31 protein-coding genes are annotated in these 26,386 nt (G+C 74.6%); 6 read left to right on the forward strand and 25 right to left on the reverse strand.

Annotated features, from left to right (window positions below; translation table 11 throughout):
- Window positions 1–6: 6 nt before the first annotated feature.
- Entirely contained in the window at window positions 7–891 is an 885-nt protein-coding gene (locus LG324_RS18280; RefSeq protein ID WP_030526688.1) for a 1,4-dihydroxy-2-naphthoate polyprenyltransferase, read from the forward strand.
- Window positions 892–1,189: 298 nt separating this feature from the next.
- Here the strand turns inward: LG324_RS18280 and LG324_RS18285 are convergent, their stop codons facing one another.
- The 8 genes from LG324_RS18285 to LG324_RS18320 form a co-directional block, all read right to left on the reverse strand.
- Window positions 1,190–1,525, reverse strand: a complete 336-nt coding sequence (locus LG324_RS18285; RefSeq protein WP_051750097.1) for a DUF4229 domain-containing protein — start codon at window positions 1,523–1,525, stop codon at window positions 1,190–1,192.
- Window positions 1,526–1,538: 13 nt separating this feature from the next.
- The gene (gene ccsB / locus LG324_RS18290) at window positions 1,539–2,525 is read right to left on the reverse strand and encodes a c-type cytochrome biogenesis protein CcsB (RefSeq protein WP_404350247.1); all 987 of its coding nucleotides are present in this window, start codon (window positions 2,523–2,525) and stop codon (window positions 1,539–1,541) included.
- Window positions 2,522–4,129, reverse strand: coding sequence for a cytochrome c biogenesis protein ResB (locus LG324_RS18295; RefSeq protein WP_404350249.1), 1,608 nt, complete (start codon window positions 4,127–4,129; stop codon window positions 2,522–2,524). The genes ccsB and LG324_RS18295 overlap by 4 nt, the downstream gene beginning before the upstream one ends.
- The gene (locus LG324_RS18300) at window positions 4,126–4,887 is read right to left on the reverse strand and encodes a cytochrome c biogenesis CcdA family protein (protein WP_404350251.1); all 762 of its coding nucleotides are present in this window, start codon (window positions 4,885–4,887) and stop codon (window positions 4,126–4,128) included. The genes LG324_RS18295 and LG324_RS18300 overlap by 4 nt, the downstream gene beginning before the upstream one ends.
- On the reverse strand, window positions 4,884–5,483 hold the full coding sequence (locus LG324_RS18305) for a TlpA disulfide reductase family protein (RefSeq protein ID WP_207022476.1): 600 nt from the start codon (window positions 5,481–5,483) through the stop codon (window positions 4,884–4,886). The genes LG324_RS18300 and LG324_RS18305 overlap by 4 nt, the downstream gene beginning before the upstream one ends.
- The gene (locus tag LG324_RS18310) at window positions 5,480–6,154 is read right to left on the reverse strand and encodes a histidine phosphatase family protein (RefSeq protein WP_404350253.1); all 675 of its coding nucleotides are present in this window, start codon (window positions 6,152–6,154) and stop codon (window positions 5,480–5,482) included. Before LG324_RS18310 ends, LG324_RS18305 begins: the two co-directional genes overlap by 4 nt.
- Window positions 6,155–6,227: 73 nt before the next feature.
- Complete coding sequence (gene hemL, locus LG324_RS18315; RefSeq protein WP_404350256.1) at window positions 6,228–7,556, reverse strand: glutamate-1-semialdehyde 2,1-aminomutase; 1,329 nt, start codon at window positions 7,554–7,556, stop codon at window positions 6,228–6,230.
- A gap of 15 nt (window positions 7,557–7,571) precedes the next feature.
- Complete coding sequence (locus LG324_RS18320; RefSeq protein WP_207022473.1) at window positions 7,572–8,060, reverse strand: MarR family winged helix-turn-helix transcriptional regulator; 489 nt, start codon at window positions 8,058–8,060, stop codon at window positions 7,572–7,574.
- A 101-nt stretch (window positions 8,061–8,161) separates the two neighbouring features.
- Between LG324_RS18320 and LG324_RS18325 the strand changes: the two genes are divergently transcribed.
- The 3 genes from LG324_RS18325 to LG324_RS18335 all read left to right on the forward strand — a co-directional run bounded on the left by LG324_RS18325 (window position 8,162) and on the right by LG324_RS18335 (window position 9,598).
- The gene (locus LG324_RS18325; protein ID WP_207022472.1) at window positions 8,162–8,698 is read left to right on the forward strand and encodes a YceI family protein; all 537 of its coding nucleotides are present in this window, start codon (window positions 8,162–8,164) and stop codon (window positions 8,696–8,698) included.
- A gap of 242 nt (window positions 8,699–8,940) precedes the next feature.
- The gene (locus tag LG324_RS18330; protein ID WP_404350259.1) at window positions 8,941–9,387 is read left to right on the forward strand and encodes a hypothetical protein; all 447 of its coding nucleotides are present in this window, start codon (window positions 8,941–8,943) and stop codon (window positions 9,385–9,387) included.
- Between the two features lie 13 nt (window positions 9,388–9,400).
- On the forward strand, window positions 9,401–9,598 hold the full coding sequence (locus LG324_RS18335; protein ID WP_404350261.1) for a hypothetical protein: 198 nt from the start codon (window positions 9,401–9,403) through the stop codon (window positions 9,596–9,598).
- A 96-nt stretch (window positions 9,599–9,694) separates the two neighbouring features.
- On the opposite strand, the gene hemB is transcribed toward LG324_RS18335, so the two are convergent.
- The 11 genes from hemB to LG324_RS18390 all read right to left on the reverse strand — a co-directional run bounded on the left by hemB (window position 9,695) and on the right by LG324_RS18390 (window position 20,282).
- Window positions 9,695–10,693: a porphobilinogen synthase gene (gene hemB, locus LG324_RS18340; protein ID WP_404350263.1), complete on the reverse strand. Its 999-nt coding sequence runs from the start codon at window positions 10,691–10,693 to the stop codon at window positions 9,695–9,697.
- On the reverse strand, window positions 10,690–12,309 hold the full coding sequence (locus LG324_RS18345; protein WP_404350264.1) for a uroporphyrinogen-III synthase: 1,620 nt from the start codon (window positions 12,307–12,309) through the stop codon (window positions 10,690–10,692). Before LG324_RS18345 ends, hemB begins: the two co-directional genes overlap by 4 nt.
- Window positions 12,306–13,256 carry a hydroxymethylbilane synthase gene (hemC, locus tag LG324_RS18350; RefSeq protein WP_030526676.1) on the reverse strand — a complete coding sequence of 317 codons (951 nt, stop codon included), beginning with the start codon at window positions 13,254–13,256 and terminating at the stop codon, window positions 12,306–12,308. The genes LG324_RS18345 and hemC overlap by 4 nt, the downstream gene beginning before the upstream one ends.
- A complete protein-coding gene (locus tag LG324_RS18355; RefSeq protein ID WP_030526675.1) occupies window positions 13,253–14,563 on the reverse strand; it encodes a glutamyl-tRNA reductase in 1,311 nt (436 codons plus the stop codon). Before LG324_RS18355 ends, hemC begins: the two co-directional genes overlap by 4 nt.
- Entirely contained in the window at window positions 14,560–15,225 is a 666-nt protein-coding gene (locus LG324_RS18360) for a redox-sensing transcriptional repressor Rex (protein ID WP_404350267.1), read from the reverse strand. Before LG324_RS18360 ends, LG324_RS18355 begins: the two co-directional genes overlap by 4 nt.
- Before the next feature lie 166 nt (window positions 15,226–15,391).
- Window positions 15,392–15,676, reverse strand: a complete 285-nt coding sequence (locus LG324_RS18365) for a glutaredoxin family protein (protein WP_036828712.1) — start codon at window positions 15,674–15,676, stop codon at window positions 15,392–15,394.
- A 19-nt stretch (window positions 15,677–15,695) separates the two neighbouring features.
- Window positions 15,696–17,186 (reverse strand): lysophospholipid acyltransferase family protein, encoded by a 1,491-nt coding sequence (locus tag LG324_RS18370; protein ID WP_404350269.1) that lies wholly within the window; start codon window positions 17,184–17,186, stop codon window positions 15,696–15,698.
- Window positions 17,186–18,235 carry an SDR family oxidoreductase gene (locus LG324_RS18375; protein ID WP_036828709.1) on the reverse strand — a complete coding sequence of 350 codons (1,050 nt, stop codon included), beginning with the start codon at window positions 18,233–18,235 and terminating at the stop codon, window positions 17,186–17,188. The genes LG324_RS18370 and LG324_RS18375 overlap by 1 nt, the downstream gene beginning before the upstream one ends.
- Window positions 18,236–18,394: 159 nt before the next feature.
- Window positions 18,395–18,493, reverse strand: coding sequence for a 30S ribosomal protein bS22 (locus LG324_RS18380; RefSeq protein ID WP_003792170.1), 99 nt, complete (start codon window positions 18,491–18,493; stop codon window positions 18,395–18,397).
- Window positions 18,494–18,649: 156 nt separating this feature from the next.
- Complete coding sequence (locus tag LG324_RS18385) at window positions 18,650–18,850, reverse strand: helix-turn-helix domain-containing protein (protein WP_030526670.1); 201 nt, start codon at window positions 18,848–18,850, stop codon at window positions 18,650–18,652.
- 241 nt (window positions 18,851–19,091) lie between these two features.
- A complete protein-coding gene (locus LG324_RS18390) occupies window positions 19,092–20,282 on the reverse strand; it encodes an acetoin utilization protein AcuC (RefSeq protein ID WP_404350273.1) in 1,191 nt (396 codons plus the stop codon).
- A gap of 74 nt (window positions 20,283–20,356) precedes the next feature.
- Here LG324_RS18390 and LG324_RS18395 point away from each other — a divergent pair, with 74 nt between their 5' ends.
- The gene (locus tag LG324_RS18395) at window positions 20,357–21,022 is read left to right on the forward strand and encodes a TrkA family potassium uptake protein (protein ID WP_030526668.1); all 666 of its coding nucleotides are present in this window, start codon (window positions 20,357–20,359) and stop codon (window positions 21,020–21,022) included.
- Window positions 21,023–21,037: 15 nt separating this feature from the next.
- Here the strand turns inward: LG324_RS18395 and LG324_RS18400 are convergent, their stop codons facing one another.
- From LG324_RS18400 to LG324_RS18415, 4 genes are all read right to left on the reverse strand, one after another.
- Window positions 21,038–21,568: a GNAT family N-acetyltransferase gene (locus LG324_RS18400; RefSeq protein ID WP_030526667.1), complete on the reverse strand. Its 531-nt coding sequence runs from the start codon at window positions 21,566–21,568 to the stop codon at window positions 21,038–21,040.
- 73 nt (window positions 21,569–21,641) lie between these two features.
- Window positions 21,642–22,160: a GNAT family N-acetyltransferase gene (locus tag LG324_RS18405; RefSeq protein WP_404350275.1), complete on the reverse strand. Its 519-nt coding sequence runs from the start codon at window positions 22,158–22,160 to the stop codon at window positions 21,642–21,644.
- Window positions 22,153–22,953, reverse strand: coding sequence for a pyrroline-5-carboxylate reductase (proC, locus tag LG324_RS18410; RefSeq protein ID WP_404350277.1), 801 nt, complete (start codon window positions 22,951–22,953; stop codon window positions 22,153–22,155). Before proC ends, LG324_RS18405 begins: the two co-directional genes overlap by 8 nt.
- Before the next feature lie 43 nt (window positions 22,954–22,996).
- A complete protein-coding gene (locus tag LG324_RS18415) occupies window positions 22,997–23,947 on the reverse strand; it encodes a proline dehydrogenase family protein (RefSeq protein ID WP_157577305.1) in 951 nt (316 codons plus the stop codon).
- A 133-nt stretch (window positions 23,948–24,080) separates the two neighbouring features.
- Between LG324_RS18415 and LG324_RS18420 the strand changes: the two genes are divergently transcribed.
- Window positions 24,081–24,815: a M15 family metallopeptidase gene (locus tag LG324_RS18420; RefSeq protein ID WP_404350280.1), complete on the forward strand. Its 735-nt coding sequence runs from the start codon at window positions 24,081–24,083 to the stop codon at window positions 24,813–24,815.
- Between the two features lie 13 nt (window positions 24,816–24,828).
- Here the strand turns inward: LG324_RS18420 and LG324_RS18425 are convergent, their stop codons facing one another.
- Both LG324_RS18425 and LG324_RS18430 read right to left on the reverse strand, forming a co-directional pair.
- Window positions 24,829–25,569 carry an ABC transporter permease gene (locus tag LG324_RS18425; RefSeq protein WP_404350282.1) on the reverse strand — a complete coding sequence of 247 codons (741 nt, stop codon included), beginning with the start codon at window positions 25,567–25,569 and terminating at the stop codon, window positions 24,829–24,831.
- On the reverse strand, window positions 25,566–26,339 hold the full coding sequence (locus LG324_RS18430) for an ABC transporter ATP-binding protein (protein WP_404350284.1): 774 nt from the start codon (window positions 26,337–26,339) through the stop codon (window positions 25,566–25,568). The genes LG324_RS18425 and LG324_RS18430 overlap by 4 nt, the downstream gene beginning before the upstream one ends.
- Window positions 26,340–26,386 lie beyond the last annotated feature (47 nt).

Below are 26,386 nucleotides of genomic sequence, written 5' to 3' on the forward strand. Positions count from 1 at the left end.
CGACCGATGGCCACTCTCGCCCAGTGGGTGGCGGGCGCCCGCCCGCGCACCCTGCCCGCCGCCGTCGCCCCCGTCGTCCTCGGCACCGCCGCCGCCCTGCGCGTCGGCGAGGCGGACGCCGGGCTCGCGCTGCTCGCCCTGCTCGTCGCCCTCGCGCTGCAGGTCGGCGTCAACTACGCCAACGACTACTCCGACGGCATCCGCGGCACCGACGAGGTCCGCTCGGGCCCCGTGCGGCTCGTCGGCCAGCGGCTCGCCGACCCGCGCAACGTCAAGGTCGCGGCCTTCCTCTCCTTTGGGGCGGCCGGGGTCGTCGGGCTGGCGCTCGTCGCGCTCTCGCAGGCCTGGCTGATGCTCCCGCTCGGCGCGCTGGCCGTCCTCGCGGCGTGGCGCTACACCGGCGGCGACAACCCCTACGGCTACCGCGGCCTCGGCGAGGTCTACGTCTTCGTGTTCTTCGGCCTGATGGCGACGCTGGGCACGGAGTACACCCAGGCCGGCGCGGTCTCGTGGTTCGGCCTCGCGGGCGCCGTCGGCGTCGGGGCCATCGCCTCGGGCATCCTCGTGGCGAACAACCTGCGCGACATCCCCACCGACGTCGAGCACGGCAAGCGGACCCTCGCGGTGCGGCTCGGTGACGCCCGGACGCGCGCGTTCTACGTCGGGCTCGTCGGGGTGTCGGTGCTGGCCCTGCTCGTCATGGCCCTCTGGCAGCCGTGGGCGCTGCTCGGCCTGCTCGCGCTCGTCGTCGGGTGGCGCGGGGTGCGGGTCGTGCGCGCCGGCACGACCGGGCCCGGGCTCATCCCGGTGCTCGCCGCGACCGGGCTGTACGAGGTGGCGTACGCCGTCCTCGTCCTCGCCGGCGTCGCCCTCGGCCGCGCCCTCACCTGACCCTCCCGCCCCACCCGCCTCGACATTTCGGGGTCACCCCGAAATGTCCACGAGACACGAGCTCGGAGCCGGGGTCTCGTGGACGAACCCCCGTGTCGAGGCGATGCTCGACCCCCGCAGGGTCGGGTTTCACCTCGACCCGGGACCGAGGCCGCCGTCGCGCGCGGGTCGAGGTGAAAAGCGACCACGGGAGGGTCGGGTTTCACCTCGACCCGGGACCGAGGCCGCCGGCGCGCGCGGGTAGAGGTGATGTTCGACCACGAGAGGGTCGGGTTTCACCTCGACCGGGCGGAGCGGGTCAGCGGAAGTCGTCGTCCTCGGCAGTGGCCGGGCGGGCCGCGGTCGACGGCCGGACGATGACCTCCTCGTCCTCGGCCTGCTCGTCGGTGCGCCGGTCGCCGCCCTTCTCCCGGCGGGCGGCCGCACGCCGCTCGATGGTCTCGGACAGCTGCGCCGAGTAGTCCTGGCGGAAGCGCCGCAGCGCCACGTACGAGATGGCCATCGACGCCAGGGCCGCGAGGACGACGAGGAGCAGCAGCTGCTCCTCGTCGCGCAGCCCCGCGAGCCACAGCGCGAGGACGCAGCCGAAGAAGATGAGCAGGCGCAGGACGGTGTAGCGCAGGAAGGCGTTCATCGAGCGGGGTCCCTCACATGCCCGAGTAGGAGTGCTGGCCGACGAAGAACACGTTGACCACGGCGAAGTTGAGCAGCACGCAGACGAACCCCGCGAGCGAGATCCACACGGCGTTCTGACGCTTCCAGCCGGTCGTCGCGCGGGCGTGCAGGTAGGCCGCGTAGACGGTCCAGATGACGAAGCTCCAGACCTCCTTCGGGTCCCAGTTCCAGTACGAGCCCCAGGCCTGGCGGGCCCAGATGGCGCCGGCGATGACGGTGAAGGTCCACATCGGGAAGGCGACGATGTGCGTCGCGTACGTCAGCCGCTCCAGCGCCCGGGCCGTGGGCAGCCGCCGCATGAAGGCCGCCCGGTCGGTCGCCCCGCCCTCGCGCGCCTCGACGCGGTCCTGGATCAGGTAGAGGATGCCGAGCGAGGCGCCGATGGTGAACACCGCGACCGACATCGTCGCGACCGTGACGTGGATGGCCAGCCACACCGAGCGCAGCGACGGCATGAGCTCGGAGGCGTCGGTGTACCAGACGGTGATGGCCGCGCCGAGCACGAGCAGCACCGGGCCGGTGACGAAGACCCCGAGCCAGCGCAGGTCGCGGCGGGTCGACCACGCGACGTAGGCGAGCAGCGTGAACATCGCCCCGACGATGGCGAACTCGTACATGTTGCCGAGCGGCCAGCGGTGCACCTCGAGAGCGCGCAGCACGACGCCGGCGACGACCAGCAGCGTCCCGAGGACGGTCAGCGAGTGCCCGATGCCGGCGGCCTTGCGCGCGCCGGCCGGCTCGTCGGCCCTCTCGGTGGGGACGGCGGGCGCGTCGTCCCCCGGCGCGGAGCCGCCACCGGCCGCGACGAGCTCGCGCTCGGGCGCCTCGACGGCGACGGCCTCCCGGGCGGGCACGACGCGGGCCAGGTACAGGCCGTGCGCGAGCATCGCGAGGGTCAGGACGACCATCGCCGAGTAGACGGACAGGTTCGACAGCTGCGCGAGCGTCAGGTCGGTCATCGGGTTCCTCCGGGTGCGGTGAGGACGGCGGCGACCTCGTCGGCCATCCCCTCGTCGTCGTCCTTGGCCAAGCCGCCGACGGAGACCACGGTACGACCCGTGCCCTCCTCGGGGCGAACCCGGACGAAGACCCGGCGGCGCCGGACGACGAGGCTGAGGACGAGCCCGGCGAGCGCGAGCAGCGCCGAGACGAGGGTGAGGGTCTTGCCGGGGTCGGTGCGGATCGAGAGGCCGGCGAAGCGCTCGACCCCGTCGAAGGTGATGGAGCCGCGCCCCTCGGGCAGCTCGTAGGTCTGGCCGGGCTTGAGGAGGATGCGCAGCTGGTCGGCGCCGTCCTTGCCGGGCAGCGGCTTCATCTCGGCCGTGTCGAGCGTGTAGACCGACTGCGGGCCACCGCCGGGGAACAGCGTCCCGGAGAACCCGCTGAGTGCCAGCTGCGGGTCGAGGGTGTCGGGGAAGGTCGAGTGCGGCCCGCGCTTGGAGTCGATGACACCGGTCGGCAGGAACAGCCCCGTGAAGCCGAGCTCGTCGGGCTGGGCCCCGGGCACCTTGATGGCGCCGACCGACGTGTAGTTGTTGTCCTGCGGGAGGAACGGCGTCGCCGAGGTGTAGATGGCCTTACCGGCGGCGTTGCGCACGGTCACCTTCGGGGCGTAGCCGTTGCCGAGGAGGAACACGCTGCCGCCGCCAGTCTCGAGCGGGTGGTTGACGGCGATCTCGCGCGCCTCGGTACGACCCTCGGGCGTCGTGAAGGTCGTGTACGCCCGGAAGTCGCGCGGCATCCCGAACTGCCCGCGCCCGGTGTCCTCGGTCTCGAACTTCACGTCGAGCCGGTCCAGCCGGATCGAGTACGGCGAGAGGTCGTTGACGTCGACCCACGGGCCGGGGCTGAAGGTGTCGTACGACGAGAGGCTGTTGGCGAAGGTGTCGCCGACCGGGACGATGACGTCGCCCTTCCACCCGAGCAGGTGGCCCCACGCGACGCCGACGAGGACGCCGATGAGCGCGAGGTGGAAGACGAGGTTGCCGGTCTCCTTGAGGTAGCCCTTCTCGGCCGACAGCGAGGTGTCGTCGTGGGCGTGCACCCGGTAGCGCTTCGAGCGCAGGACGCCGCGCAGCCGCTCGCGCACCTCGTCGGGGGTGCCGTCGACGACCTCCTCGGAGTGCGCGGCGAGGCGCTCGAGGCGACGCGGGGCCCGCGGCGGCCGCGAGCGCAGCTGGTGCCAGTGGATGCGGCTGCGGGGCGCGACGCACCCGATGAGCGACACGAACAGGAGGAGGTAGATCGCGGCGAACCACGGCGACGCGTAGACCGCGAAGAACCCGAGCTTGTCGAGGATGGGCCCCGCCGTCGGGTGGTCGGTGATGAACTGCGTCGTGCGCGCGGCGTCGATGGAGCGCTGCGGGAAGGTCGAGCCGGGGATGGCCGCGACCGAGAGCAGGAGCAGCAGGAACAGCGCGGTGCGCATGCTCGTCAGCTGTCGCCAGAGGAAGCGCAGCCAGCCGACGGCGCCGAGCCGCGGCTGGGTGACCGGCGCCCGAGGGGGCGTGCCGTCGCCGGCGGGGGCGGTCTCGGTCGTCGGACGGTCGTCGGTCGTGCTCACAGGGACACCTCGAAGCCGGAGACGAGCTCGGTCTGGACCCAGCGGTTCATCGTCTCCCAGACGCCGGTGAGCATGAGCAGCCCGACGACGACGAGCAGGACGCCGCCGAGGAGCTGGATGGTGCGCATGTGCCGGCGCAGCCAGGCGGACGCGCGGCCCGCGCGGTCGAGCCCGGCCGCGACGAGCAGGAACGGCAGGCCCAGCCCGAGGCCGTACGCGAGCGCGAGCGTGACCCCGCGGGTGACCTGGGCGTCGCCGGACGCGGTGGCCATCACGAGGACGGCGGCCAGGGTCGGGCCGGTGCAGGGAGCCCATCCCAGCGCGAACACCGCACCGAGCAGGGGCGCCCCGAGCAGGCCGGCCCGCGGGCGCCAGTGGATGCGCACCTCCCGCTGGCTGCCGAGGCCGACGAAGACCAGCCCCATGAGGACGACGACCGCGCCGCCGACCCGCAGCAGCACCTCGCGCTGCTCGACGAGGACGCTGCCGATGCCGGTGACGAAGATCGACCCGAGGACGAAGACGACGGTGAACCCGACGACGAACAGCAGCGCGCCCGCAAGGGTGCGCCCGCGCGAACGGTCGGCGGCGGACTCGCCGGTCAGCCCCGTGACGTAGCCGAGGAAGCCGGGGACGAGGGGCAGCACGCAGGGGCTCGCGAACGAGACGAGCCCGGCGAGCGCGGCGACACCGACCGCGAGCGGGAGCGCCCCGCTCGTCACGGTGTCGCCGGTGGCGGCGACGAGGCCGGCGGTCACTTCTCCGCGACCACGTCGTCGACGAGGCCGGAGAGGGTCGTGGCGTCGACGGGGCCGTTGACCCGGGCGGCGATGCGTCCCTCCCGGTCGAGGACGAGGGTGCTCGGCGTCGTCGGGGCCTTGCCCTGGAGGCGCAGGATGAGCAGGCCCGGCTTGTCGCTGAGGCTCGGGTAGGTGATGCCCGCCTTCTCGACGAACGCCGCGCCGCGCTCGGCCTCCTCGCGGAAGTCGATGCCCATGAACTGCACCGGCGCCTTCTTCGCCTGCTGCTCCTCCCAGGCCTTCTGGAGGTCGGGGGCCTCGGCGACGCACGGGGCGCACCAGGAGCCCCAGACGTTGAGGACGAGCACCTGCCCGCGGGTCGAGGTGATGTCCCACGCGGTGCCGTCGAGCAGCTGCCCGTCCATCGTCACCGGCTCCAGCCGGTCGGCGACCGGGATGGTCTCGACGGCGCCGTCGCCGCTGATGTACCCCTTCTGGTCGCCGGCCTTCGCCTGCGCGGCCACCGAGTTGGGGTCGCTGCTGCAGCCGGCCAGCACGAGGGCGGCCAGCGCCGCGGCGCCGAGCGCGGCCCGGCGGGACGGCGTCCGGCTCATGCGCCGGCCCCCTTCTGGGCGCGGGGCAGCAGCTGGGCGGCGGGCTCGGCGTACGACAGCGAGAGCAGCTCGTCGCCGAGGAAGGTCAGGGAGGTGAGGCTCGCGAGGGAGCACTCGCGGCGGGCGGGGTTGTGCACGAGGGGGCGTCCTTCGGTGGCGAGCCGGATCATCCAGATCGGCGCCTGGTGGCTGACGATGACCGCCTCGTGGCCGCGGGCGGCGGCCCGGGCGTCGACGATGGCGGAGCGCATCCGCTCGACGATCTCGCCGTAGGGCTCGCCCCACGACGGCCGCAGCGGGTTGAGCATCTTCGGCCACAGGCGCGGGTGGCGCAGCAGCCCCTGGCCGCCGGCGACCGGCAGTCCCTCGAACTCGTTGCCGGCCTCGAGGACCCGCTCGTCGACGGTGACGGGGAGGTCGTGCGCGGCCGCGACCGGCGCCGCGGTCTCCTGCGCCCGCTCGAGGGGGCTGGAGACGACGTGGACGACGTCGTGGTCGGCGAGGTGCTCGGCGGCGAGCTCGGCCATGTGGCGCCCGAGCTCGGAGAGGTGGTACCCGGGCAGCCGCCCGTAGAGGACCTGCCCGGGGTTGTGGACCTCGCCGTGCCGCAGCAGGTGCACGGTCGTGCGCTGCGGCTCGGCGGGGACGGCGCCACCGGCGGTCGGGGTCATGCTCGCGATTGTCGCAAACCCACCTGAGTGCCGCGGACGGGGTTCGACACCGCCGCGGCGACCCGGCGGGCCGTCAGCCGGCCGCCGCCGCGGCGGCGGCGCCGGGCAGGGCGTCGAGCACGCGCTGGACGGCCGCGTCGTCGTGCGAGGCCGAGACGAACCAGCACTCGTAGGCGCTCGGCGGCAGGTAGACGCCGGCCGAGAGCATCGCGTGGAAGAACCGACCGAAGGCGGCGGTGTCCTGGTCGCGGGCGTCGTCGTAGTCGCGCACCTCTCCGTCACGGAAGAAGACGGAGAACATCGAGGAGGCGTACTGGACGCGGTGCGCGACGCCGGCGGCCGAGAGCGCCTCGGACGCAGCGGTGCTGATGGCGCGGGACACCTCGTCGAGGCGGGCGTAGACGGCGTCGTCGCAGTGCTGCAGCGTGGCGAGGCCGGCGGCGGTCGCGACGGGGTTCCCGCTGAGGGTGCCCGCCTGGTAGACCGGCCCGTCGGGCGCGAGGAGCGCCATGACGTCAGCGCGGCCGCCGAACGCCGCCGCCGGGAAGCCGCCGCCCATCACCTTGCCGAAGGTCAGCAGGTCCGGGGCGAGGTCGAGGCCCTCGTGGCCCCACCAGCCGGCGCGGCTGCAGCGGAAGCCGGTCATCACCTCGTCCGAGACCAGGAGCGCGCCGTGCTGCGCGGTGACCCGGCGCAGCGCCTCGGTGAACCCGGGCTGCGGCGCGACGACGCCCATGTTGCCGGCGGCGGCCTCGGTGATGACGCACGCGATCTGGTCGCCGCGGGCGGCGAAGAGCTCCTCGAGGGCGGCGACGTCGTTGTACGGCAGCACGATCGTCTCGGCGGCCATCTGCTCGGGCACGCCGGCGGAGTCGGGCAGCGCGAGCGTGGCGACGCCCGAGCCGGCGGCGACGAGGAGGGAGTCGACGTGGCCGTGGTAGTGCCCGGCGAACTTGACGACGAGCGGGCGGCCCGTGAAGCCGCGGGCGAGGCGGATGGCGCTCATCGTCGCCTCGGTGCCGCTGCTCACGAGGCGGACCTGCTCGACGGGCCGGACGCGGGCCACGATCTCCTCGGCGAGCGCGACCTCGTTCTCGCTCGGGGTGCCGAAGGACGTGCCGCGCGAGGCCGCGGTGTGCACGGCGTCGAGGACGGCCGGGTGGGCGTGGCCGAGGATCATCGGGCCCCAGCTGCCGACGAGGTCGACGTACTCCTGGCCGTCGGCGTCGGTGAGGAGCGGTCCCTCGCCGCGGACCATGAAGCGGGGCGTGCCGCCGACCGAGCGGAAGGCGCGGACCGGGCTGTTGACGCCACCGGGGGTGACGGCGCGGGCCCGGGCGAGGAGGGCGGCGGAGGCGGGCGCCTCGTCAGCGGCGGCGGGGGCGGTGGAGGTGTCGGTCACCTCCCCATTGTCGGGTCAGCAGGGCTCGCAGGGGGATGCCGGGGTCGTCGGGTCGCTGGCGTACGCGTCGCGGACGGCCTCCATCGCCTCGCCGAGGGCGCGGAACTGGTACGGCGTGAGGACGTCGACGAGGTGGCGGCGGACGCTGGCGACGTGCGCGGCGGCGAGCCGCTCGACGGCGCCGAGGCCGTCGTCGGTCAGCTCGAGGACGACCCCGCGGCCGTCGTCGGGCGCCGGGGTGCGTCGCACCCAGCCGCGGCGCTCGAGGCGGGCCGCGGTGTGCGTGACCCGGCTGCGCGACTGGACGATGAGCTCGGCGAGGGCGGACATCCGCAGCCGGCGGCCCTCGGCCTCCGAGAGCATCGAGAGCAGCTCGTAGTCCGAGAGGCTCACACCCTCGCGGGAGAGGTCGCGGTCGAGGGCGACGTCGAGCTCGCGGTTGCCGCGCAGGTAGGCGCGCCACCACCGCTGCTCGTCGCTCGCCAGCCACCGGGTCGTTTCCACGGGGTCATCGTCCCACGACCCGGGAGGCGGAATAGTCGACGATGGTGCATAGTTGAAGCGTCAACTACCGCACGCCCCACCCTCTCGAAGGAGCACCACCCATGACCGACACCCTCACCGGCCTCTCCACCGGCACCTGGACCATCGACCCCACCCACACCGAGGTCGGCTTCGTCGCCCGCCACCTCATGGTGAGCAAGGTCCGCGGCTCGTTCACCGACGTCGCCGGCACCGTCGTCGTCGGCGAGACCCTCGCGGACTCCACCGCCGAGGTCACCATCAAGACCGCCTCCGTCGCCACCGGCACCGCCGACCGCGACGGCCACCTGCGCAGCGGTGACTTCTTCGACTCCGAGAACCACCCCGACATGACCTTCCGCTCGACCTCGTTCGACGGCTCCACCCTCACCGGCGACCTCACGATCAAGGGCGTCACCAAGCCGGTCTCGCTCGACGTCGAGTTCGGCGGCGTCGCGACCGACCCGTGGGGCAACGAGAAGGCGGCCTTCGAGGCCTCCGGCGAGCTCGACCGCACGCAGTGGGGCCTCACCTGGAACGCCAACCTCGAGAAGGGCGGCGTCCTCGTCTCCGAGAAGATCAAGCTCGTCATCGACCTCCAGCTCGCCAAGCAGGCCTGAGCGAGGTCCCTCCCCGGCTCCGCTCCCTCCGGCGAGCCGCCCGGGCATCCCGTCGTGCAGGGACGACGGGATGCCCCACCCCGGACCGCCCGTCACGCAGCGCGTGGCGGGCGGTTCGCCGTCCCCGCCCCATCCCGTCCGGAGTCGAGTGCGGAAGCGGTCGCCCCGGCGACCGTGTGCGCCCTCGACCCCCGGTGGATGCCGCCGCGGCCCCGTCGGTGGCGGCCCGTAGCGTCCGCGGCATGACGGAGTGGAGCGCGGTCCTGGCCGGCGTGACGCAGGCGCTCGGCGGCGAGCGCGAGGACGGGCGGGCCCGGATGCTCGCCGCCTGGGAGGGGACCGGGCCGGGCGAGCACGCCACGCGCTGCGTGCTCGCGCACTACCTCGCCGACCTCGAGCCCGCCCTCGCCGACGAGGTGGCGTGGGACGAGGCCGCGCTGCGCGAGCACGCGCACCTGGCCGACGACGCGCTGGCGCCGGTCGGCATCCCCTCGGCCGCGGCCCTCGCGCCCAGCCTCCACCTCAACCTCGGCGACGGCTACCGCCGCCAGGGGCGTATCACCGAGGCCCGTCGCGAGCTCGAGGCGGCCGAGACCACGGCCCACCTGCTCGGTGACGACGGCTACGGCGAGCTCCTGCGCGGTGGCATCGAGCGCCTGCGCGCCCGCCTCGACGCCGGCGACCACTGACGCCCGCCGTCGAGTGCGGAAGTGGTCGCTTCGGCAGCCACTTCCGCACTCACCATCGAGTGTCACCGCCTTCGTCACGGACGCGGAGGAGAAGGAGCTCGTCGTCGCCGACCTCGGCACCGGGAAGGTCCTCGCCCGGCACGCGCTCGAGCACACGCCCGTCGAGATGGTCGCGGTCACCGGCGAGGCCCCGCACGCCCACGAGCACTGACGCGGCACCCCCCGAGCGCGGGCTACACCGCAGTAACTGACGCCTCAGCGTCACGTACTGCGGTGTAGCCCGCACCTGGACAGGCTGCGTGGGCGCTCAGAGGCGCTGGGCGGCCTCGATGGCGTGGTAGCTGAGGATGATGCTCGCGCCGGCCCGGCGGATGCCGAGCAGCGCCTCCATCATGACCCGCTCGCGGTCGACCCACCCGCGCTCGGCGGCGGCCTCGATCTGGGCGTACTCGCCGGAGATCTGGTAGGCCGCGACGGGGACCGGCGAGACCGCGGCGGCCGCGGCGACGACGTCGAGGTGCGGCCCGGCGGGCTTGACCATGACGATGTCGGCGCCCTCGGCGATGTCGGCCTCGAGCTCGCGCAGCGCCTCGCGGCCGTTGGCCGGGTCCTGCTGGTAGGTCGCGCGGTCCCCGACGAGGGAGGACTGCACGGCCTCGCGGAACGGCCCGTAGAGCCCCGAGGTGTACTTCGCGGCGTACGCGAGGATCGAGGTGTCGGTGTACCCGGCAGCGTCGAGGGCCGCCCGGACGTACCCGACCTGGCCGTCCATCATCCCGGACAGGCCGAGGACCGGCGTGCCGGTCGCGGCCTGCGCGAGGGCCATCGACGCGTAGCGCTCGAGCGTCGCGTCGTTGTCGACCGAGCCGTCGGCCGCGAGCACGCCGCAGTGGCCGTGGTCGGTGAACTCGTCGAGGCAGAGGTCGCTCATGACGACGAGGTCGTCACCGACCGCCTCGACGACCCGCGAGAGCCCGACGTTGAGGATGCCGTCGGGGTCGTCGGCGCCGGAGCCCCGACCGTCCTTGGCCGACGGCACACCGAAGAGCATGATCCCGCCGAGTCCGGCGTCGGCGCAGCGCCGCGCCTCCTCGACGAGCGAGTCGAGCGTGTGCTGGACGACGCCCGGCATCGACGAGATGGCGACGGGGGCGTCGATGCCCTCGCGGACGAAGACCGGCAGGACGAGCTCGGCCGGGTGCAGCCGCGTCTCGGCGACGAGCCGCCGCAGCGCCGGGGTGCGGCGCAGCCGGCGCGGCCGGCCGACCGGGAACGGCGCCCCCGGCAGCGGCAGGCCCGCCGTCACGTGGCGCGCTTCCGGCCGCCGGCGCGACGCTGGCTCGGGCGCACGACCTCCTCGCCGGCCTCGGCGGCGTCGAGGGCGATCGAGCGGCCGTGGTCGGCGAGCGCGTCGACGAGCGCCGCGGCGCTCGGCTCCGGCGCGAGGACGTCGACCCGCAGGCCGTGCTCCTCGGCCGTCTTCGCCGTGGCCGGGCCGATGCAGGCGATGACCGTGCTCGGGTGCGGCTTGCCGGCGATGCCGACGAGGTTTCGCACGGTCGAGCTCGACGTGAAGAGCACGGCGTCGAAGGCCCCGGACTTGATGGCGTCGCGCACCGGCGCGGGCGGCGGGGCGGCCCGGACGGTGCGGTAGGCGGTGACGTCGTCGACCTCCCAGCCGGTGGCCTGCAGGCCCGCGACGAGGGTGTCGGTGGCGATGTCGGCGCGCGGCAGGAAGACCCGGTTGATGGGGTCGAGGTCGGCGTCGAACGGCGGCCACGCGTCGAGCAGGCCCTGGGCGGACTGCTCGTCGGTGGGCACGAGGTCGGGGTTGATGCCCCACTCGCGCAGCGCGTCGGCCGTGACGCCACCGACGGCGGCGACCTTGAGACCGGCGAAGGAGCGCGCGTCGAGCCCGAACTCGTCGAACTTCTCGCGGATGGCGCGCACGGCGTTGACCGACGTGAAGCCGACCCACTCGTAGCGTCCGGTGACCATGCCCTTGACGGCGCGCTCCAGCTGCTGCGGCGTGCGCGGCGGCTCGACCGAGATGGTCGGGACGATCTCGGCGTGCGCGCCGTGGTGCTCGAGGCGGGCGGTCATCGTGCCCGACTGCTCCTTCGTGCGCGGCACGAGGACCGACCAGCCGTAGAGCGGCTTGGTCTCGAACCACGAGAGGGCGTCGCGCATCCGGACGGTGTCACCGACGACGGCGAGGACGGGGAAGCGGCTGTCGGCCATGACGCCGGGCGCCTCGCCGAGGGTCGTGACGAGCGTGCGCTGCTCGGTCGTCGTGCCGCGCTCGGTGAGGGCGACCGGGGTCGCGGCGTCACGGCCGGCGTCGAGCAGCGCCCGGAGCGCGACGGCAGCGCGGTCCGGGGCGCCGAGGACGACGACGGTGACCGAGGCGTCGACCCCGCCGGCGACGGCCGGCGCACCGGGACCGGCGACGACGACGTGGACGGCCGAGGTGGACTTGGCCGTGAGCGGCACGCCGGCGTAGGCCGGCACCGCGCTCAGGCTGCTGACACCGGGCACGACCTCGAAGGAGATGCCGGCCTTGACGAGCGCCTGCGCCTCCTCGGCCAGCCCGTTGAAGACGGCCGGGTCGCCGTACATGAGGCGGACGACGAGGCCGCCGGCGTGCGCCTTGGCCGCCTTGACGACGAGCTTGGCGCGCGAGGCCTGGGTCAGGGCCTCGCCCTGGTCGCCGTGACCGGCGTCGACGACCTCGACGTCCTCGCGGGCGTGCCGCAGGGCGATCGCCTCGCGGGCGACCTGGTCGATGACGACGGCGTCGGCCGCGGCGAGCAGCTCGACGGCACGCACCGTGAGCAGGCCGGGGTCGCCCGGCCCGCCGCCGACGAAGGCGACGCGCGCGGGGGCGCGGGAGGGGCGGGTGGACGAGCGCGTGGGGCTCACTGGGCACGCTCCGTGACGGATCGGTCGGTGGACGTGGGCATGAGGTCGGCGGCGCCGTCCTCGAGGAGGAGGCGGGCCGTCCTCCGGCCGAGGTCTGCGGCCTCGGCGGGGTCACCGGTCAGGGACCGGCGCAGGTCGTGGGAGCCGTCGGGGGCGGCGACGACGGCCCGCAGGGACAGCTCGGGCCCGTCCACCCCCTCGACGACCTCGGCGAGCGCGCCGACCGGGGCAGAGCACCCGGCCTCGAGCTCGGCGAGCAGGGTGCGCTCGGCGGTGACGCAGGCGCGGGCGTCGGCGTCCTCAAGCGGGGCGACGGCGGCGCGCGTGGCGTCGTCGTCGCGGCGGACCTCGACCGCGAGGGCGCCCTGGCCGGGGGCCGGCAGCACCTGGAGCGGGTCGAGCAGCTCGGTCACCTCGTCGGCCCGGCCGAGCCGGCGCAGGCCGGCCGCCGCGAGGACGACGGCGTCGAGCCGGCCCTCGTGCACGGCGCGCAGCCGGGTGTCGACGTTGCCGCGCAGGTCGGTGAGGACCAGGCCGAGGCCGAGGGCCTCGAGCTGCGCGCGGCGGCGCGGCGAGCCGGTGCCGACGGTGGCACCGGCCGGCAGCTCGCCGAGGGTCAGGCCGTCGCGCGCGACGAGGGCGTCGCGGACGTCCTCGCGGACGGGAACGGCGGCGACGTCGACGCGGGGGTCGGGCGCGGTCGGGAGGTCCTTGAGCGAGTGGACGGCGAGGTCGACCCGGCCGTCGGCGAGCGCCTCGCGCAGCGCGGAGACGAAGACGCCGGTGCCGCCGAGCTGGGCGAGCGGGGTCGTGCGGTCGCGGTCGCCCTCGGTCGTGATCTCGACGAGCTCGACCTCGTGCCCGAGGGCGCGCAGCCGGTCGGCGACCCAGGAGGACTGGGTCGTCGCGAGGGCGGAGCGGCGGGTGCCGAGGCGCAGCGCGGTCATGCGTCCTCCCCCGGGATGGCCGGCGGCGCCGAGACGAGCGAGACGTCGCGCGGGTCGAGGTCGAACAGGTCCGAGAGGGCGCGGGCGTAGCTGCCGCCCTGGCCGTCGCGGGCGAGCTCCTTGACCCGGACGGTCGGGGTGTGGAGCAGCTTGTCGACGACGCGCTCGACGGCGCGGCGGACCTCGGCCCGCTCGTGGTCGTCGAGGCCGGGCGTGCGTCGTTCGAGGCGGGTCAGCTCGGCGTCGACGACCTCGCCGGCGCGGGCGCGCAGCGCGGTGACGGTGGGGGCGACGGCCTGCGCGGAGCGCTGGAGGAGGTAGGCGGCGACCTCGGCGGTGACGAGCTCGCGCGCGACGGCGACCTGCGGGGCGGAGCCGGCCTCGGCGAGGTCCTCACCGAGCTCGGCGAGACCGACCCGGGTGGCGCCCTCGAGGGCGTCGACGTCGAGCTCGACGTCGTGCGGCAGGGCGAGGTCGACGTAGACCTGCGGGCGTCCGCCGCGGGTGGCGAGGGCGGCGGCGACGTGCTCGGCCGTGACGACCTGGCCCCGCGCGCCGGTCGAGGCGATGACGAGGTCGGCGTCCGCGAGCGCCTCCGTCAGCTCGGCGAGCGGGCGGGCGCGACCGCCGACCCGCTCGGCGACCCCGACCGCACGGTCGGGGTTGCGGTTGACGACGACGACCTCGCGAGCGCCGTGGCGCGAGACCGTGGTCGCGGCGAGCGCGCCCATCCCGCCGGCGCCGACGACGAGGACGGACCGGGCGCCGAGGCCCCCGAGCACGGCCTCGGCGCGGGTGATGCCCGCCTGCACGAGGGAGCCGCTCACGAGGTCGATCTCGGTCTCGGAGTGGACGCGCTTGGCGACGCGCAGGCCCTGCTGGAGCAGCCCGTTGAGCGCCGGACCGACGTGGCCGTGCTTCTGGGCGCGCGAGAGGCTGCGGCGCACCTGACCGAGGATCTGCGCCTCGCCGACGGCCATCGAGTCCAGGCCGGCCGCGACGGTGAAGGCGTGCGCGATGCCGCGGTCCTCGTAGTGCACGTACAGGTGGGGCTGCAGCTCGGCGCGGTCGACCGAACAGGCCTGTGCGAGAGCGTTGGTGATGTCGACGAGCGCGCCGTGGAAGGTCAGGCTCTCGGCGTAGACCTCGGTGCGGTTGCACGTCGAGAGGACGACCGCCTCGGTGACGTGCTCCGAGCGCAGGACGGCGGTCTCGAGGTCGGTCGCGGCGGGACCGTCGAGGGCCACCGACTCGAGCAGCCCGAGGGGCGCCCCGTGGTGGGAGAGGCCGAGGACGACGAGGCTCACGGCGCCACCGCCTCGGCGACGGCGTTGCGCTGGCCGTGGAAGGCGAGGATCTGGAGCTCGGTCGAGAGGTCGACGGTGCGCACGGCGACGTCCTCGGGGACCGACAGCAGCACCGGCGCGAAGTTGAGCACGGAGCGGATGCCGGCCGCGACGAGCGCGTCGCAGGCGTCCTGCGCGCCGTCGGAGGCGGTGGCGATGACGCCGACCGAGAGCCCCTCGTCGCGCACGAGCGTCGCGAGGTCGGTCATCGGGCGCACGACGCGGCCCGACACCTCCTCGCCGACGACCCGCGGGTCGCGGTCGAGCAGGGCGATGACCCGGAAGCCGCGCTCGGCGAACCCGCGGTAGGCGGCGAGCGCCCGCCCGAGGTTGCCCATCCCGACGATGGCGACCGGCCAGTCCTGGGTCAGCCCGAGCGCCGCGGCGATCTCGGAGGCGAGCCGCTCGACGTCGTACCCGACCCCGCGCACGCCGTAGCTGCCGAGGTGCGAGAGGTCCTTGCGGAGCATCGCCGAGCTGACCCCGGCGGCGCCGGCCAGCTCCTCGGAGCTGACCGAGGCGATGCCGGCGTCGGCGAGGGCGGTGAGGGCTCGCAGGTACCCGGGCAGACGGGCCACCGACGCGTCCGGGATGCCCCGGCGGGTGGCTGCTGCGGTGGACACAGGCGGTCACCGACTCCTTTCGCGGGTCACGGGCTGCGGCGAGAGGCACGGCGAGACGCCGCACGGTCGCCCGCGGAACCCGGTCAGCCTACGACTTTGTGAAGGGAGGCACAAAGTTGCGCGGGACCCCGGTGACGTGCCTCACGACGACGATGTGCTAGTGCGCTCAACGTCCGGTCTGGCCGGATGCTTCCCCTCGGGGCGGGGTCGCGAGGGCCGCCCGCAGCCGGGTCTCGTCGACCCGCCAGAAGTCGTGCTGGCGCCCGTCGACGAGGGTGACCGGCACCTCCTCCGACCAGCGTCCGAGCAGGTCGAGGTCGCCGTCGACGTCGAGCTCGCGCCACCCGACGCCGAGGTCGGCGCACACCCGGGCGACCGTCTCGCGGGCGCTCGTGCACAGGTGACAGCCCTCGCGGGTCACGAGGGTCACGCGGGGCTCGGGGGTGCTCACGGCGCGGTACCCACGGCGCTCAGAAGAAGACCGACCGACGCTGCATGAGCAGCGTGTAGAGGGTCTGCTGGATGGTCTCGCGCACCTGGTCGGTGAGGTCGAAGACGAGCATGGGGTCCTCGGCGGCCCCCTCGTCGTGGCCGGAGGTGTCGATCGGGGCGCCGAACTCGATGATCCACTTGCTCGGCAGCGGGACCATCCCCAGCGGGCCGAGCCACGGGAAGGTCGGGGTCACCGGCGCGTACGGCAGGCCGAGCAGCCGCGCCAGGCTGCCCATGTTGCCGATGATCGGGTAGGTCTCCTCGGCGCCGACGACCGAGCACGGGACGATGGGCACCCCGGCGGCGAGCGCCGCGGAGACGAAGCCACCGCGGCCGAAGCGCTGCAGCTTGTAGCGCTCGCTGAAGGGCTTGCCGGTGCCCTTGAAGCCCTCGGGGAAGACGCCGACGAGCTCGCCGCGGCCGAAGAGACGCGCGGCGTCCTCGCTCGCGGCGAGGGTCGAGCCGGAGCGGCGGGCCATCGTCCCGACGAACGGGGTCTGGAAGACGAGGTCGGCCCCCAGCGCGCGCATCGTCCGGTGCTGCGGGTGCTCGTCGTGGATGGCCAGCTGCACCATGAGCGAGTCGAGCGCGATCGTGCCCGAGTGGTTGGAGACCACGAGGGCGCCGCCCTCCGCCGGGATGTTCTCGATGCCCCGCACCTCGACCCGGAACCAGTGCCGGTAGAGCGGCCGGAGCATCGGGTAGAAGACGTTCTCGGTGAAGTGCTCGTCGTAGCCGAAGTCGTCGACGTCGTAGTCGCCCTCGACCCGGCGGCGCAGGTACGCGAGCACCTGCGCGACCCGGCGCTCCACGTCCTCGGGCGCGACGCCGGCGGCCTCGGCCGCGACCCGCAGGCCGACGACGAGCGCGTCGAGGACGTCGGCGAGGTCGGGCACCGGCAGGCCGGAGCGGCCGGGCGCCGACGCGGTGGTGGGGTCGAGCGGGGGCACGGCGGCCAGCGGCGGGGCGGCCGCCGGCGGCGTGGCCGGGGCGGGCGGCGCGGGTCGCGCGGCCCGGCGGCGGGGCGCGGCGGGGTCGGCGACCCGCAGCTGCGGACGACGCGCGGCGGCGTCGCGGCGGGCCTTCTCGCGCGGGGTGAGGCGGCCGGCGCCGGTGCGCTCCCCCGCCTGCGTCGTCGCGCGTGGCGAGGGGGCGGAGGTGACCCGGGGCGCCGGACGGTGCTTGCGGACCGACGCGACGGGGGCGGGAGGGGCGGGAGCGGCCTTCTTCGCCGGCGCGGCCTTCCTCGCGGGAGCGGACTTCGCCGCCGCGGCCTTCCTGGCGGGCGCGGTCTTCTTCGCCGGGGTGGCCTTCTTCGCCGGGGTGGCCTTCGACGTCGCGCTCGTCGTCGCCGCCACCGGTGCGGCCGCCACCGGCTCGGCCCCGATGAGCGGCGTCGAGCGGCGGCGGGCCCGCTCGCCACCGGCGCGCGCGGCACCGGCCGCGAGGGCTCCCGGGCGGGCGGCCATCAGCGCACGCTCCCGGCGCCGAGCGCCGTGAGGACCGACTGGCTCGCGGCGCCGGCGACCCCGCTCACGGCGTCGACGACCGAGCCGAGACCCGGTCCCTGCGAGCCGAGGGTGGCGGCGAAGGCCTCGAACGCCTCCCGGGTCGTGTACCGGGGCTCGAACCCGAGCCGGTCGCGCATCCGCGTCGTGTCGAGGCCGCGGCCGTAGGCGAGGAAGGACATCTGGTCGGGCGAGAAGTCGGCGAGCCCGAGCCGGCGGGTGACGCCGCCGACGAACGAGGCGCTCCCGAGCGGCAGCGGGACCGCGGGCCGGCCGGCGAGGGCGACGGCCTGCAGGACGGTGACCACCCCGTCGCCGGCGACGTTGACGACCCCGGTCGCGTCACCGGTGGTGCCGAGCACGAGGGCGTCGATGGCGTCCTCCTCGTGGAGGAACTGCATCCGGGCGTCGTAGCCGAGCGGGACCGGCACGGCCGGCATCGAGAAGTAGTCGGTGATCGAGGTGCGGATGCGCGGGCCGATGACGTTGGCGAGGCGGAGCATGAGGATGTCGACGTCCGGGCGGCGCCGGGCGAAGCCGCGCACGTATCCCTCGACCTCGATGGAGTCCTTGCCGAAGCCGCTGCTCGGGGTGCGGCGCGCGTCCATGTCCTCGGTGAACAGCGCGGGGTCGCGCGGGGTCGAGCCGTAGACCGCGGCAGAGGACTTGACGACCAGGCGCCGCACGGTGGAGGACTTCTGGCACGCCGCGAGGAGCTGCATCGTGCCGATGACGTTGATCTCCTTCTGCGGGGTCCGGCCCCCGACGAAGGTCGGCGTCGCGATGACGTTCATGTGGACGACGGTGTCGACGCCCGAGGACTCGATGACGCGGGAGATCATCGGGTTGCGGATGTCGGCGCGCACGAACTCGACGCCGGGGACGGGGTGCGGCGGCGGGATGACGTCGACGCCGACGACGCGCTCGACGCCCGGCTCGGCCGCGACCCGCCGCGCGAGCAGCCCCCCGAGGTACCGGGACACCCCGGTGACCAGCACCACCTTCGCCACCGCGACTCCTCCCATGCCGGTCCGACGGGACCGAGACTACCGGGGCGCTCCCGGGACCCACAGGGGGAGCCGGGACGTGGTCGCGGGCCGGGCGCCCGGGGGACGACAAAGGTCCCCGGCAACGGCCGGGGACCCTCGACGCTCAGAGGTGACGCGTGGTCACTTCTTGTTGCGACGCTGGTGACGCGTCTTGCGCAGCAGCTTGCGGTGCTTCTTCTTCGCCATCCGCTTGCGCCGCTTCTTGATGACAGAGCCCATGGGTGTTCCTCACGGTGGTACGGGGGTACGGCGGCCCACCCTACCGGCGGGCCCCCACCGGCCCCAAACCGCGGGGGCCGGAGACGGTGTGCGGGTGACGCACGAGGGGCGCCCCGCCGGCCGGCGGGGCGCCCCTCCTCGGTCGGCGGGACCGGGTCACGCGGTGTCGACGAACGAGCTGCGCAGGTACGCGTGCACCTCGTCCTCCGGGACCCGGAAGGACCGGCCGACCCGGATCGCCGGCAGCTCACCGGCGTGGACCATGCGGTAGACCGTCATCTTCGAGACGCGCATGATCGTGGCGACCTCGGCGACGGTGAGGAAGCGCACCTCGCCGAGCTGACGCTCCGTGGACATCTGGACCTCGATCTTCTGCTCGCCGCAGTGCCGGATCCAGCCCGGACAGCTCCCTGTGGCGTGCTGTCGCAACCATAGGGGCAGTTGTGACCACTGTGAAGGGGAATGAACGCACTCGTGGACGTTGTCCAGCCGACACGCCGTCTGCGACAGCAGAATTTCGGCGTGTCGAGCCGATGGGCCGAACCCCCGCTCGGGCGCTCGGCCCCGGCCGGACGGCCGACCCCGGGGCGTGCGGGCATCAGTCGAACCAGGGGTCGAGGCCGTGCAGCGGGAAGACGGCCTGCCGGGTCGCGAACACCGCGCGGTCGAGCGGGCTGTCCGGGTTGTGCCCCGTCCCCCACGGCTGCACCCAGATCGGGAGCCGGTCCTTCGGCAGGTCGCCCATCCGGCGCGGCCCGGGCCGCCCGAGCAGCGACTCGACGTGGTCGAGCCAGTCCTGCGGGACCGGCGTCTGCACGTCGACCGGCGCGTGCGCCGCGATCGCCGTCAGGTGCGTCCACGAGCGCGGCACGACGTCGACGAGCTCGTAGCCCCCGCCGCCGAGCGCGACCCAGCGCCCGCCGCACACCTCGTGGGCCAGCGAGTGCAGCTCGTCGTGGGCGCGCCGCTGCGCGTCGACGGTGATGGCGAGGTGCGCGAGCGGGTCCTCGAGGTGGGTGTCGCAGCCGTGCTGGGTCACGAGGACGTCCGGCGCGAAGGCGCGCACCAGGTGCGGCACGACCGAGTCGATGGCCCGCAGCCACGACGCGTCGCCGGTGCCCGGGGGCAGGGCGACGTTGGCGACCGTGCCGCGCGCGTCGGGCCCGCCGACGTCGGCCGGCCACCCGGTGCCGGGGAAGAGGTGCTGGCCGCTCTCGTGGAGCGAGATCGTCATCACCCGCGGGTCGTTCCAGAACGCGCGCTCGACGCCGTCGCCGTGGTGGACGTCGATGTCGACGTAGGCGACGCGCTCGGCGCCGTGGTCGAGCAGCCACTGGATGCCGACGGCGATGTCGTTGTAGATGCAGAAGCCGCTCGCGTGCGTGCGCATCGCGTGGTGCAGGCCACCGCAGTAGTTGACGCCGTGCTCGGCCTCGCCCTCCCAGACGCGCCGGCAGACCTCGACGGTGCCCTGGACGATCCGGGCCGAGGCCTCGTGCATCCCCCGGAAGGCCGGGTCGTCGTCGGTCCCCAGGCCGCGGTGCACGTCGGCCCGCGCCGGGTCGGCCGAGGCGACCTTGACCGCCTCGACGTAGGCGGGGTCGTGGACGGTCGCGAGCAGGTCGTCGACCGCCACACCGGGGCTCACGAGGTCGACGTGGTCGAGGACGCCGAGGGAGCGCGCGAGGCGCGTCGTGAGGTCGAGGCGGACGGGGCCCATCGGGTGGCCGGGACCGAAGTCGTAGGCGGTGAACACGTCATCCCAGATGACGCTCGTCCGTGGGGCCATGGCTGCACGCTACTCGGTGGTCGGTCCGTGGCAGGCTGGGACCGCACGGACCCACCACCGGGAGGAACGCACCCATGGGCAGGAACGCCCGCGACGACGAGGTCCTCATCATCGGCCTCGGCCGCTTCGGCGCCGCGGCGGCCCTCGAGCTGCGACGGCTCGGGCACAAGGTCACCGCCATCGAGAAGGACGGCTTCCTCGCCGAGAAGTTCCTCGGCCGCATCTCGCAGGTCGTCCACGGCGACGCCAGCGACGCCGGCGTCATCCGCGACGCGAAGGCCGGCCGCTTCCAGATCGCCGTCGTCGCCATCGGGTCCTCGGTCGAGGCCTCGGTGCTCGCGGCGGCCAACCTCGTCGACGCGCAGGTGCCGGCCATCTGGGCCAAGGCGCTCTCGCCGGAGCACGCCCGCATCCTCGACCGGATCGGCGTGCACCACATCGTGCGTCCCGAGGCCGACACCGGCCGGCGCGTGGCCCACCTCGTCGGCGGGCGGATGCAGGACTACATCGAGTTCGACGACGGCTTCGCCATCGTCAAGATGCGGCCGCCGACCGAGACGATCGGGTTCACGCTCGAGCAGAGCCAGGTCCGCAGCAAGTACGGCGTCACCGTCGTCGGCGTCAAGGCGCCCGGCGAGGACTTCACCTACGCGGTGCCGACGACCAAGGTCTCGGCCCACGACACGCTCATCGTCAGCGGGCCGACGACGCTCATCGAGCGGCTGGCCGCCCGGCCGTAACCGGGCCGGCCGGGCTCAGATCGCGCTGGGGATGCCCCCGCGGTCACCGGCGAGGGAGAGGGTCATCGCGACCTCCTCCTCGCCGTCGTCCTCGGAGACGACGCGCATCGGACGGCGGCTCTCGGTCGGACGGAAGCCGAAGCTGCTGGCGAAGGCCACGGCGCGACCGTTGTCGGTGCCGACCCAGTAGAGGAGCTGGCGGCGGCCGTCCTCGGCGGCGACGCGCGAGGCGGCCCGCACGAGCGCGGCCGCGACGCCGGTGCCCCGGGCCGCCGGGGTGACGAAGAGGCCGAAGAGCTGGGCGTGGTCCGGGCGGTCCTCGTCGACGTCCCCGACGCTGGCGATGCCGAGGGGCTCGCCGTCGCGCTCGGCGAGCAGGCGGGTCGAGCGCTCCATCCGGGCGCGCCAGAAGTCCTCGGGTTCGGCCTCTTCCTCGTCGTGGGAGGCGACGAACGCCTCGGGCGACTCGCGCAGCGCCGTGAGGCGCATGGAGCGGTAGTGCTCCCACTCCTCGGCGCCCAGGGTGCGGACCGTGATGTCGCTCATGGCCGTCACTCTCCCACGACACCCACGGTGTGCGGCAACCGGGGAGGTGAACAGCGGGTGCGCCCCGGGTCCGTCACGCGAGCTCGAGGACCATCCGCTCCTCGACGCACGTGGGGTCCCACGGCATCGTCCCGGTCTCACCGGTGAGGGCGAAGCCGCGCCGCAGGTAGAAGCGCAGCGCCCGGGAGTTCTCGCGGGCGACGTCGAGGACGACGCGGCGCCGGCCGTCGGCGCGGGCCCGCGCCAGCGCGGCGTCGACGAGGTCGGCGGCGGCGCCGCTCCCCCGGGCGGCGCCGGCCACCCACATCCCGACGAGGTACACCTCGTCGTCCGGCTGGTCCTCGCCGTGGGCGAGGCCGACGGTGCCGACCGGGCGGTCGAGGTCCCAGGCGAGCCACAGCGCCGGGCCGGTGGCCACGAGCGCGCGCCAGTCGTCGTCGGTGCGGGCCGCGCTCTGCGCGTACGTCGTCCAGAAGGCGCGCGGGCTGTCGATGAGGGCGGCCTGGCGCACGTCGCGGTAGGCGCGCCACGTGGCGTCGGTGACCGGCTCCACCCGCAGGCCGGGGTGCACGCCCGGCGCCGCCTCAGCCACCGGCGAGCTCGCGGCTGCGGGTGGCAGCGGCCTCCATCGCGCTGATGAACGCGGCCCGCACCTTGTGGTCGTCCATGACGCGCAGCGCGGCCGCGGTCGTGCCGCCCGGCGAGGTGACCTGCTCGCGCAGGACGGTCGGGTGCTGGCCGGTCTCCTTGATCATCGTCGCGGCGCCGAAGAGGGTCTGGACGACGAGCTCGGTGGCCGTCGAGCGCGGCATGCCGAGGACGACGCCGGCCTCGATCATCGCCTCGACGACGTAGAAGATGTAGGCCGGGCCGCTGCCGGAGATGGCGGTGACGGCGTCCTGGAGCTTCTCGGGGACCTCGAGGACCTTGCCCGTCGCGGCGAGCAGCGACTGCGCCTCGGTGAGGTGCTCGGGCCCGCAGTGCGCCCCGGCCGAGACGGCGGCCATCCCCTGGTCGACGAGGGCCGGCGTGTTGGGCATCACCCGGACGACCGAACGGCCCTGCGGCAGACGGGACTCGACGAACGAGGTCGTGATGCCGGCCGCGAGGCTGACGACGAGGTCACCGGGCTCGACGTGCGGCGCGATCTCGTCGAGGAGCGCCCCCATGTCCTGCGGCTTGACGACGAGGACGAGCGTGCTCGCGGCGGCGGCGGCCTCGGCGTTCTCGAGGACGCGCACCCCGTAGCGCTCGGTCAGCTCGGCGGCGCGGTCGGCCCGGCGCTCGGTGATGACGAGGGAGTCGGCCGGCCGCCCTGCGCGGAGCAGCCCCGAGAGGAGCGTCTCGCCCATGACACCGGCACCGAAGATCGCAGTCGTGGCCATGGCGCCGAGTATGCCGTCCGGCCGCGTCGGCGGCGCGGGGGTTTCAGCTGCTGCCGGCGAGCGAGCGCAGGAAGAAGCGCAGGTTGGCCGGCCGCTCGGCGAGCCGGCGCACGAGGTAGCCGTACCAGTCCTCGCCGAAGGGCAGGTAGACGCGCATCTGGTGGCCGCGGTCGGCGATCCGCTTCTGCTCGGTGGAGCGCACACCGAGGAGCATCTGGAACTCGTAGGAGTCGGGCGTGCGACCGTGGTGCGACGCGAGCGCCTCGGCGATCTCGACGAGGCGGGGGTCGTGGCTGGCGACCATCGGGTAGCCCTCGCCGGCCATGAGCACCTTGAGGCAACGGACGTAGGAGAGGTCGACCTCGCCGCCGTCCTGGTAGGCGACGGACGCGGGCTCCTTGTAGGCGCCCTTGCACAGCCGCACCCGGCTGCCGGGGCCGGCGAGGTCGCGGCAGTCGGCCTCGGTGCGGTGGAGGTAGGCCTGGAGGACCGCCCCGACCCACGGGAAGTCGGCGCGCAGCGCGCGCACGGCCTCGAGGGTGCGGTCGGTCGTCGTGTGGTCCTCCATGTCGAGGGTCACGGTCGTCCCGGCGCGGTCGGCCGCCTCGCAGATGGCGCGGGCGTTCTCGAGGGCGATGGCGTCCCCGTCGCCGGGGATGGCCTGCCCGACGGCGCTCAGCTTGACGCTGACCTCGGCCGCGCCGAAGCGGGCGAGGTCGGCCTCGGCGAGCGCGTCGAGGAGCGCGAGGTAGGTGTCGCGGGTGCGCTCGGCCTGCGCGCGGTCGGTGACGTCCTCGCCGAGGTAGTCGATCGTCGCGAGGCGGTTGGTGCCGCGCAGCTCGCCGGTGACGGCGACGGCCTCGGGGACGAGGTCCCCGGCGACGTAGCGCTGGACGACCGACCGGCTGACCGGCGCCTTCGTCACGGCGGTGCGCACCGCGTCGGAGCCGGAGATCTGGAGCAGGGCTCCACGGAGCAGGTCGGAGGCGTCCACGACGAGCAGGCTAGCCCGGCCGCGGGCCCGCCCCGGACCGCAGGGGCGCCCGAGACCGCTCGACGCGCGCGGCGGGCGGTGCGCGCCTAGCGTGGCCGGGTCCGTCCGACCCCCTGCTCCGGAAGGCCCACCGATGCGCCTGCGCCCCACCGCCGTCCTCGCCACCGCCACCGCCCTCCTCGCGGCCCTCGCCGCGCCGGCGACCGCCCGGCCGTCGTCGCCCGACGTCGCGGCCGCCTCCGCGGCAGGCCTCGACCGGGCGGTCGCCCACTGGCGCCCGGGCCACCACCTGCCCTTCCTCGCGGTCGTCACGCCGGTCGACCGCCGGACGCGCGCCACGATGGTCGGGGTCAGCTGGAAGCCGGGGTGCCCCGTCCCGATCGAGGACCTGCGGATCGTCACGATGACGTACTGGGGCTTCGACGACCGCCCGCACCTCGGGCGGCTCATGGTGCACGAGGACGTCGCCCGCGACGTGGCCCATGTCTTCGGCGACCTCTACCGCGACCGCTTCCCGATCCGGCGGATGGAGCTCATCGAGCGCTACGACGCCGACGACGACGCCTCGATGGCCGCGGACAACACCTCGGCGTTCAACTGCCGGCCGATCACCGGGACGACCGATCGCTTCTCGATCCACAGCTACGGCAAGGCGATCGACGTCAACACCATCGAGAACCCCTACGTCAAGGGCGACCTCGTGCTGCCGACCGCCGGGTCTGCCTACCTGGACCGCACCGACGTGCGCCCGGGGATGGTCGTCGCGGGCGACGAGGTGGTCCGCGCGTTCGCGGCCCGCGGGTTCACGTGGGGCGGCGACTACACGAGGCTCAAGGACTACCAGCACTTCGAGATCGCGACCCCCTGAGGCGCGGCCGGGATCAGGGGGTGCGGCGGCGCAGGGTCAGGCTGCCGAGGACGAGCGCGACGACGATCCAGACCAGCATCACCCCGAGGCTCGGCAGCACGTCGCCGAGCGGCTCGGTCCGCGTCGCCACGTCCTTCATCGCGTCCACGGCGTACGACAGCGGCAGGACGTCCGACACCGCCTCGAGCACCCCGGGCATCCGGTCGCGCGGCACGATGAGGCCGCAGAGCAGGAACTGCGGCAGGACGAACGCGGGCATGAACTGCACGGCCTGGAACTCGGTGCGCGCGAACCCGCTCGCGAGCAGGCCGAGCGCCGTGCCGAGGACCGCGTCGACGACCGCGATGACGACGAGCAGCCACAGCGGGCCGGCGACGCCGAGCCCGCACACCCACACCGCGAACGCGCTGGCGACGACGGCCTGGACGAGCGCCATCACGCCGAAGGCCAGGGCGTAGCCGAGCATGAGATCGCCCTTGCCCAGCGGCGTCGTGAGCAGCCGCTCGAGCGTGCCCGACGTGCGCTCGCGCAGGGTCGCGATGCTCGTGACGATGAACATGACGACGAGCGGGAAGACGCCGAGCAGCGCGGGCCCGACGGAGTCGAAGACGTCGACCGGGGAGTCGGCGTAGAGCCAGGCCAGCAGGCCGAGGAGCACGCAGGGGACGACGAGCATGAGGGCGACGGTGCGGTGGTCGCCGCGCAGCTGGCGCAGGATGCGCGCGGCGGTCGCGAGCGTGATGCGCGCGTTCACGACCCCTCCCCCGCGTGCCGTCCCCGGTAGCCCTCCGGCGGTGGGTCGACGGCCCGCCCGTCGTCGGCGTCGACGAGGGCGAGGAAGGCCGACTCCGCGTCGGTGGTGCCGGTGCGCTCCAGGAGACCGGGCAGCGTCGAGTCGCTGAGCACCCGTCCGGCCCGCAGCAGCACGAGCCGGTCGCAGCGGACGGCCTCGTCCATCACGTGGCTGGAGACGAGGAGGGTGCGGCCGTCGGCGGCGAGCCCACGGAAGATGCGCCACAGGTCGCGGCGCAGCACGGGGTCGAGGCCGACGGTCGGCTCGTCGAGCACGAGGACGTCCGGGTCGCCGACGAGCGTGCACGCCAGCCCGGCCCGCGACAGCTGCCCGCCCGAGAGCGCCCCGGCCCGCGCGTCCGCGTGGTCGGTCAGGTCGACGGCGGCGATGGCGCGCTCGGCGGCCGCGGCGTCGGCGCCGACGACCCGGGCGAGGTAGCGGACGTTCTCGCGCACGGTGAGGTCGGCGTAGACGCTCGGGGCCTGCGTGAGGTAGCCGACCCTGCGCCGCAGCGCGGGCGAGCCGGCGGGCTCGCCGAGCACCGTCACCGTGCCGCTCGCGACGACCTGGACGCCGACGACGGCCCGCATCAGCGTCGACTTGCCGCCACCGCTCGGACCGAGGAGCCCGACGATCTCGCCGCGCGGCACGGTCATCGACAGGCCGGGGATCACCTCGCGCCCGCCCCGGACCACCCGGAGGTCGTCGACCACGACCGCGTCGTCGGTCATGACCCCGACGATGGCACCGCCCGCGCGCCGTGTCGAGCACCGCCGGC

The organism is Phycicoccus jejuensis, from assembly GCF_044797865.1.
Classification (GTDB): Bacteria; Actinomycetota; Actinomycetes; order Actinomycetales; family Dermatophilaceae; genus Phycicoccus; species Phycicoccus jejuensis.

Excerpts from the sequence above, each read along its gene's own strand:
- LG324_RS18330 (WP_404350259.1), top strand. The coding sequence starts at position 8,941 with ATGACGGAGTGGAGCGCGGTCCTGGCCGGCGTGACGCAGGCGCTCGGC.
- ccsB (WP_404350247.1), bottom strand. The coding sequence starts at position 2,525 with ATGACCGACCTGACGCTCGCGCAGCTGTCGAACCTGTCCGTCTACTCG.
- LG324_RS18380 (WP_003792170.1), bottom strand. The coding sequence starts at position 18,493 with ATGGGCTCTGTCATCAAGAAGCGGCGCAAGCGGATGGCGAAGAAGAAG.
- LG324_RS18280 (WP_030526688.1), top strand. The coding sequence starts at position 7 with ATGGCCACTCTCGCCCAGTGGGTGGCGGGCGCCCGCCCGCGCACCCTG.
- LG324_RS18400 (WP_030526667.1), bottom strand. The coding sequence starts at position 21,568 with ATGAGCGACATCACGGTCCGCACCCTGGGCGCCGAGGAGTGGGAGCAC.
- LG324_RS18430 (WP_404350284.1), bottom strand. The coding sequence starts at position 26,339 with ATGACCGACGACGCGGTCGTGGTCGACGACCTCCGGGTGGTCCGGGGC.
- LG324_RS18420 (WP_404350280.1), top strand. The coding sequence starts at position 24,081 with ATGCGCCTGCGCCCCACCGCCGTCCTCGCCACCGCCACCGCCCTCCTC.
- hemC (WP_030526676.1), bottom strand. The coding sequence starts at position 13,256 with ATGACCGCGCTGCGCCTCGGCACCCGCCGCTCCGCCCTCGCGACGACC.
- LG324_RS18385 (WP_030526670.1), bottom strand. The coding sequence starts at position 18,850 with ATGTCCACGGAGCGTCAGCTCGGCGAGGTGCGCTTCCTCACCGTCGCC.
- LG324_RS18305 (WP_207022476.1), bottom strand. The coding sequence starts at position 5,483 with ATGAGCCGGACGCCGTCCCGCCGGGCCGCGCTCGGCGCCGCGGCGCTG.
- LG324_RS18390 (WP_404350273.1), bottom strand. The coding sequence starts at position 20,282 with ATGGCCCCACGGACGAGCGTCATCTGGGATGACGTGTTCACCGCCTAC.
- LG324_RS18370 (WP_404350269.1), bottom strand. The coding sequence starts at position 17,186 with ATGGCCGCCCGCCCGGGAGCCCTCGCGGCCGGTGCCGCGCGCGCCGGT.
- LG324_RS18285 (WP_051750097.1), bottom strand. The coding sequence starts at position 1,525 with ATGAACGCCTTCCTGCGCTACACCGTCCTGCGCCTGCTCATCTTCTTC.
- LG324_RS18395 (WP_030526668.1), top strand. The coding sequence starts at position 20,357 with ATGGGCAGGAACGCCCGCGACGACGAGGTCCTCATCATCGGCCTCGGC.
- LG324_RS18310 (WP_404350253.1), bottom strand. The coding sequence starts at position 6,154 with ATGACCCCGACCGCCGGTGGCGCCGTCCCCGCCGAGCCGCAGCGCACG.
- proC (WP_404350277.1), bottom strand. The coding sequence starts at position 22,953 with ATGGCCACGACTGCGATCTTCGGTGCCGGTGTCATGGGCGAGACGCTC.
- LG324_RS18325 (WP_207022472.1), top strand. The coding sequence starts at position 8,162 with ATGACCGACACCCTCACCGGCCTCTCCACCGGCACCTGGACCATCGAC.